This is a genomic window from Desulfotomaculum copahuensis (assembly GCF_001655685.1).
In the GTDB taxonomy this organism is placed as follows: Bacteria; Bacillota; Desulfotomaculia; order Desulfotomaculales; family Desulfovirgulaceae; genus Desulfotomaculum_G; species Desulfotomaculum_G copahuensis.
Map to the genome: position 1 here is coordinate 1 of NZ_LYVF01000010.1, position 6,911 is coordinate 6,911.

A 6,911-nucleotide genomic window follows, 5' to 3' on the forward strand; every position below is an offset into this window, starting at 1 on the left:
CGGAGGAGGTTTTTATTAACACTGCCGGGAAAGAGAGGAATTATATTTTGCGGCTCCTGTCACTACGGCCGGTAAGGGGTGGTAATTTACAGTATTGGGGGGATTTAAGTGAATAACCCGTTCATCCTCTTTCTTGTTTTTATTTTACTCTTCTATGGTACCGGATACAGTCCGGGTGAAGGCAGCGACGGGGACGGCGGCGATAAATAAGCGAAATGAAATTGCCGGAAGTTTTCGGGCAATGGGCTGTAACAAAAAAGGCGGTATTTTCATACAGTGATGGTAGATAAAGTATAAGGGGGGTCGCTGGTGAATACTCAGGGCGGGTTCTTTGATGGTCCCTTCATCATCTTCCTGATTCTGATCCTGTTGGTATTTGGCATGGGCTGGTGGAATTAACCTGAAATAAAAGGAGGCTGTATTTTAATGAAAGCACAGGGCGGATTTTTCGATGGTCCCTTCATCATCTTCCTGGTTCTGATCCTGCTGGTGTTCGGCATGGGCTGGTGGAATTAGCAAGCAATAATTAAAACAAAAGAGAGCCGGAAAAAAACCGGTTTCAGAAAAACCTCTTCCGCCCGGCGGGGGAGGTTTTTATTCGTTCCGGTTCATATCGCTTGTGCAATTTTTCCGGACCGCCCGGGTAAATTAATGCCGGACGTCTGTAATCCGTCAAATTCATTGTGAGCGGGTTGATGATTGTGATCGGTAGCCGGCATTTACGCATAGTCAGTTATGTTTTTTTGACCGTGGTGCTTCTTGTGACGGCCGTCCTGGCCGTGATTTACCGGGAATCCCCAAAAGCACGCGTACCTTACTGGGGCGGATTGGGAAAGCGGGTGATGGTGGTGGCACCCCACCCGGACGATGAGAGTCTGGGGACGGCCGGCGTGATTGCCCGGGCAACGGCCGAAAATCGGCCGGTGAGGGTGGTGATGATCACCTGCGGGGACAGTTTCTTTAAAGCGGCGCAAATCTTCGCGCATAAAAACAACCCCGTACCGCAAGATTACCGCCGCATGGGTGTCGCCAGGCACCTGGAGACGCTAAAGGCCATGCACACTCTCGGCCTGGCTGAAAAGGACGTGGTTTTCCTTGGCTACCCCGACGGAGGGACCCGGTTTCTCTGGGATGCCTATTGGGACCGCGGGCATCCCCGGGTGAGCGGCGGAGTCAATGTGGACCGGGTGCCTTATTCCTTTGCCCTGCGTCCTGGGGCGCCCTACTGCGGCCAGGATGTGGTGGACGACCTGACCAGGGAGATCACGGATTTCAAACCGACGGATATTTACTATCCCACTTCCCTGGACGAGCATCCGGACCACTGGGCCACTGCGGCCTATGTCAAGTATACCCTGACCATGCTCGACCTGCACCCCCGGGAACATACCTACCTGGTGCACCGTTACCTGTGGCCGCAGCCTCCGGCGCCGGATGCACACATGCCTTTGCTGCCGCCGGCGGAACTGGCCAACCTGACACATTGGGACGACTTTCCGTTGACACCGGCAGAAATCCGTCTCAAAAACAAGGCACTGCATGACTACCCGACTCAGGAAGCAGTGATGAAGCCTTTCCTGTGGGCCTTCGTGCGTAAAACAGAGTTATTCGGATCGCCGGCCGCCCTGCCGTTAACCGGCGGCGATGCGGCGCCGCCGGCCTTCGCCGCCTGGCGGACGAAAGCCGTGCTGCCGGATGCCCGGGCGGATACCGTCCAACTGACGCTGGAAGGGGCGGTGGATATCATCCGGCTGCGCCTGCAGCGGCAGGGAAACCGCCTCTGGATGCGCCTGGAAACCAGGGAGCCGGTTTCGCCCAAAGTGGCTTATTTTTTGCACTTTCGTTTATTCGGTCCGGGTCGCGATGTAAAAAGGATAGATCTTATGATGCGCGGGGGGAAGGTTGAAGTTCTGCACAAAGCGGGGAACAGCTTATCCCCGGCGGTAAATTATTTCGCCTCCCGGCGGAACATGATCGTGTTGGCGGTGGATAGCCCGGAAACGGCTAAAATGCGCGTGCTCATGGCCGGGGCGGAATCCCGGTACGGCCGCGGTCTGTTCGATCGTACGGCCTGGCGGTTGTTCAGGCAATAGGGCAAAGGAAAAGTATTCCTTGACTGGTCTGGCTTGAGTGTGAAAAAATATGGGCAGGACAAGCAGATCGGGAGGGTGCCATGAAATTCCTTTATCCCCTGCTGGCGGCCGTGCCGGTGGCTGTCGGCCTGGAACTGGTCCACGGCAGTGCATTGTGGTTGTTCCTTTTTTCCGGTTTGGCCATCATCCCCCTGGCCGGTCTGATGGGCAAGGCCACCGAGGAACTGGCCATCCACGCCGGTCCCCAGGTGGGCGGCCTGTTGAATGCCACTTTCGGCAACGCCACGGAATTGATCATTACCATTTTCGCCTTGCGGGAAGGTCTTTTTACCGTGGTCAAGGCTAGCATTGCCGGCAGCATCCTGGGCAATATTTTACTGGTGCTGGGTTTTGCCGCGTTTCTGGGCGGTTTGAAACATAAGACACTGACCTTCAATACCTGTGTGGCCGGAATCAGCACCTCGATGCTGTTTCTGGTCATGACGGCGCTGATTGTGCCGGCGGTCTTTTCATACGGCGGACTGGATCCCCGCGCTTCCCGGCTGATTTCCCTGGTGGCGGCGATTTTGCTCATGCTGGCTTATTTGACCAGCCTGCTATTTTCTTTCAAAACCCACCGGCATCTGTTTCACACCGCTCATGAAATGCTGGAAAAGCCCGAATGGGGCCTTTCCCTGGCCCTGGGGGTGCTGTTTGGCTCAGTGGTGCTGGTGGCGGTGATGAGCGATTTTTTGGTTGTATCGGTGGAACCGGTGGTGGCCGCGCTCGGGTGGAGCGAAGCCTTCATCGGGGTGATTCTGATTCCGGTGATCGGCAACGCTGCCGAGCACAGTACGGCGGTGCTCATGTCCTTGAAGAAACGCATGGACCTGAGCCTGGAAATCGCCATCGGCAGCAGCACGCAAATTGCGCTCCTGGTCACCCCGCTGCTGGTCTTCATCAGCTACTTGTCCGGACGTCCCATGGATTTGATTTTCAACCCGCTGGAGTTAACCGTGCTCATCCTGTCGGTGCTGATGGTCAACTATGTGATCCGGGACGGTGACACCAATTACTTGGAAGGCATGCTGCTGCTGATTACTTATGTGATCATCGCCCTGGCCTTTTATTTCATCAAAATTTGACGCCATCCGCGCCGGGCCGGTTTCCGGCGCACAAAATCACCCGCGGTTCCCCGTGGTTGCTCTGCCGGCACCAAAGGCTCCGGAGCAGCTCCCCGGGGATTTTTCATGTCCGTAAGACGTACGGTTCGCGCTGCCGGTTCGCTTACCGGAAACACCGTCGCGTTTTGTTTCCGGATGTCTGCCAGCCGCTTCCCTGGTACGGCCGCGCCTTTAAGGGCGGCATTTCATTTACTGTTGTGCAATTTTATGGTTGCAGTCATAATTTAACTTTGCCGTGGTCATCCTACCTGGAAACGGGCGGTTTTTCTTTTGGGGGGAATTAATGGCCATGCTTGAACGGATCTGGAAAATTATATCCTTTACTCCGCCCGAAGGACAGCCGTTTGAACTGCTGGCGGGCCATACGCCGGCGGGTGGGGGAGCCGGGGCGGAAAAAAACGGGGGAATAACGGTCCGGGAGGAACAGGGGCAGACTTCAGGGACAAAAACCGCCATTTCCGGCAAGGACGCTTCCCCCGGCAAGGGGCAGACGGATCAGATAGATTCCCCGGAAGAGCGGGGTTTATCCGGGGAACGGCAGGGACAAACGGATACTCCTGCTCCGGCGGGGGGCCGTCCGGCCGGGAAGCGGAAAAGCCGTCCGGTCAGACAGAAACCATTGCAAAAACGGGTCCTGGGACGCCGGGAGGAGCAGGCCGGCCCCCCGCCGGGGGACCGGTCCGGCACGGGACGGGAAAAAGGGGCTGAACAGGAGCAGGCGGCAAGGGGACGGTCAAAACAGCCCGTGCCCGCCGTGCAGCATGCCTGTGCCGGTGTCGACGGGGCAAAAGCGGGGGAGCGGGCCAAAGTGACAGCAAGCTTAAAGCAAAATATCACCTGCCTGAAAAAGCTTTTTCATGTGCCGCCGAACAAGGATGTAATTTTCCGGGAATTTGCCCTGGGCACCGCACCGCCGGTGGCCGCCGCGGCCGTCTACATCGACGGCATGACTGACCGGCAGGTGCAGGATGCCTCGCTGCTCAAGCCGCTCATGCTCATCCAGCCCGGGGAACCGGCGGGCGGTGTGAGCGTGTTGGACATGGTGGTGCGCCACCTGCTGCCGGGCAACCAGGTGGATACCAGTGAAGAAATGCGGGATGTGGTGGACGCGGTGCTCAGCGGTTCCACCGTACTGCTGGTGGATTACTGCCCCAAGGCAATTGTGGTGGAAACCAAGGGCTGGGAGCACCGCCAGGTGGAACGCCCCTTTACCGAGCAGGTGGTACGCGGCCCGCAGGAGGCTTTTACGGAAACACTGCGTACCAATACGGCACTGGTGCGCAAGTCGCTGCATTCCCCCGATCTGGTCACGGAGTTTTTTAAAGTGGGCCGGATTGCCCGCACGGACGTGGCCATGCTGTACATCGAAGGGCTGACCAATGCCCGGCTGGTGAATGAGGTGCGTCGGCGGCTGAAGAGGATCAAAGCCGATTTCGCCGGTTACAGCGGCCTGCTGGAACAGTTCATCGAGGACAATACATACGGCCTGGCACCGCAGACCCTGGCCACCGAGCGGCCGGACCGGGTGGTGGCCGGACTGGTCGAAGGGCATGTGGCGCTGATTACCGACAACAGCCCCTTTGCCCTGGTGGTGCCGGTCACTTTTTTCAGCATTTTTCATTCCGCCGAGGATGCCTATGTCCGCTGGCCATACGGCAGCATGCTGCGTGCCGTCCGGCTGACCGGGCTTTTTCTGGCCACCTTTTTGCCCGGATTTTATATTGCGGTGGTGGCCTTTCATCATGAGATGATTCCCACCGACCTGCTCATGGCCATCTCCGCCTCCCGGGAAATGGTGCCCTTCCCCTCGGTGGTGGAAGTTTTTCTGATGGAAGGTTCATTCGAGTTGATCCGCGAGGCTGGCATCCGGGTGCCCGGGATCATCGGCCCCACCCTGGGCATTGTGGGTGCGCTGATTCTGGGCCAGGCGGCGGTGGCCGCCCACATCGTCAGCCCGATCTTGATCATTGTGGTGGCGGTGACGGCGATCGGCAGCTTTACCATCCCCAATTATTCCCTTTCGCTCAGTGTGCGCTTGATCCGGTTTGTGTACATTTTCCTGGGGTCCATTCTGGGCATCTGGGGACTGGTGCTCGGGTTTTTTGTCCACCTCCACCTGCTGGCCGGCACCAAGTCCTTCGGCGTGCCCTTTTTGGCCCCGCTGGCTCCGATCACCGGCGCGGCGGCGGATGTGCTGTTCCGCGGGCCGGTCTGGGCGCAGGAAAAGCGGCCCGCTTTCCTGTACACTCAAATAAAAGGCCGTCAACCCCGGATCAGCCGCCATTGGATCGACCGTTCCGGATCCGGCAAAGGGGGCGGGAAAGGTGCTCAATGAAGGATGGGTGGACGGACGGGAGGCGGCCACACTGGTGCTGGCCGCCATGGTCACCGAGTCTTTTCTCACTTTTCCGGCGGCGCTGGCGGACGAGGGGAATACGGCCGCCTGGCTGATCATGCTGGTGGCCGCGCTGGCCGGCGCGCTGGCCTTTTTGCCCCTGGCTGCACTGATGGAAAGGTTTCCGGACAAAAGCATCATTGAGGTGGGGGAAACGTTGCTCGGCCCCCGGCTGAACGCCATTTTTGTCCTGGCCTTTCTGGCCTTTTTCCTGGTCACCACGGCTTCCATCCTGCGTCAATATGCCGAACGGACGGTGACGGTGGCCGTTCCCCAGTTGCCGATCAGCGCGGCCATGATCGGCATGCTGCTGGGGGCGGTGGTGGCCTGCACGATTGGTTTGGAAGCCATGGCGCGCAGCGCCTGGCTGATGCTTTACTTTAGCGTTGCAGCCTCGCTGCTGGTGATGATTTTACCGTATCCGTTCTGGAACCCCTCTTATCTGTTTCCACTTTGGGGGGCCGGGCTGGGAAAAATCATCACCGCCGGCCTGCTGCGCAGTTCGCTGATTGGCGAGGTGCTTCTGCTGGCGCTGATCCAGCCGGCTTTGAAAAAGCCCGCCATCCGCGGTCCGGGGCTGTGGAGCATTTTGGTGGCCGCGCTGATCATGGTCTGCGGCCAGCTTTCCATGCAGGCCACTTTTCCGGTGCCGGTTTTAAGGGAAATGACCATGCCCAGCTTCGAACTGGCCAAATTGATTTATTTCGGCCGTTTTGTACAGCGGCTGGAGCCGGTTTTCATGCCCTTGTGGGCGATGGCCGGCCTGGTCAAGATCAGCATCGGCCTGTACGCGTGCAGTGTAATCATCACCCGGGCGCTGAAGCTGCCCTACCGCCGGCCCTTCAATCTGCCCCTGGCTATAATTGTCATGGCGCTGGCCTTTATCCCGGCCAATGTCACCGAGGCCGTATGGGTGGACCTGTATGTGGTACGCCGTTACGCCTGGCTGCCGGCCTTTGTTTTGCCGGCACTGCTCTGGGTGGCGGCCCGGGCCGGACACAAAGGAAAGGCACCGGGAGGAGGCGGGGGGGCCGGTGGCGGTTAAATGCGCCGCCCGGCAATGGCGCCGGGTACTGCCTGTTTTTCTGTTATCCCTGCTGTTTATTCCCGGCTGCTGGGGCTACCAGGAAGTGGATGATTCCGCCTACATCCTGGTTCTGGGCGTGGACCGCGGCCGGGAGAATATACTCGCTTTGACCGCCCAGATTGCCATCCCCCGGGCCATGGGCGGCGGTATGGGCGGTCAAAGCGAGTATATTC

Annotated in this window: 4 protein-coding genes and 1 pseudogene; all 5 read left to right on the forward strand. The window is 58.6% G+C overall.

Translation table 11 applies throughout. The features are described from left to right. Positions 1-695: 695 nt before the first annotated feature. A complete protein-coding gene (locus A6M21_RS01250; protein WP_066666097.1) occupies positions 696-2,093 on the forward strand; it encodes a PIG-L deacetylase family protein in 1,398 nt (465 codons plus the stop codon). A gap of 80 nt (positions 2,094-2,173) precedes the next feature. Continuing rightward, complete coding sequence (gene cax, locus A6M21_RS01255) at positions 2,174-3,217, forward strand: calcium/proton exchanger (protein ID WP_066666098.1); 1,044 nt, start codon at positions 2,174-2,176, stop codon at positions 3,215-3,217. Between the two features lie 322 nt (positions 3,218-3,539). Continuing rightward, on the forward strand, positions 3,540-5,591 hold the full coding sequence (locus A6M21_RS01260) for a spore germination protein (RefSeq protein WP_066666099.1): 2,052 nt from the start codon (positions 3,540-3,542) through the stop codon (positions 5,589-5,591). Next, positions 5,581-6,696 carry a GerAB/ArcD/ProY family transporter gene (locus A6M21_RS01265; protein WP_066666100.1) on the forward strand — a complete coding sequence of 372 codons (1,116 nt, stop codon included), beginning with the start codon at positions 5,581-5,583 and terminating at the stop codon, positions 6,694-6,696. Before A6M21_RS01260 ends, A6M21_RS01265 begins: the two co-directional genes overlap by 11 nt. Beyond that, positions 6,686-6,911: pseudogene (locus A6M21_RS01270) on the forward strand (hypothetical protein); the annotation flags it as partial. The gene A6M21_RS01265 and the pseudogene A6M21_RS01270, both read left to right, overlap by 11 nt.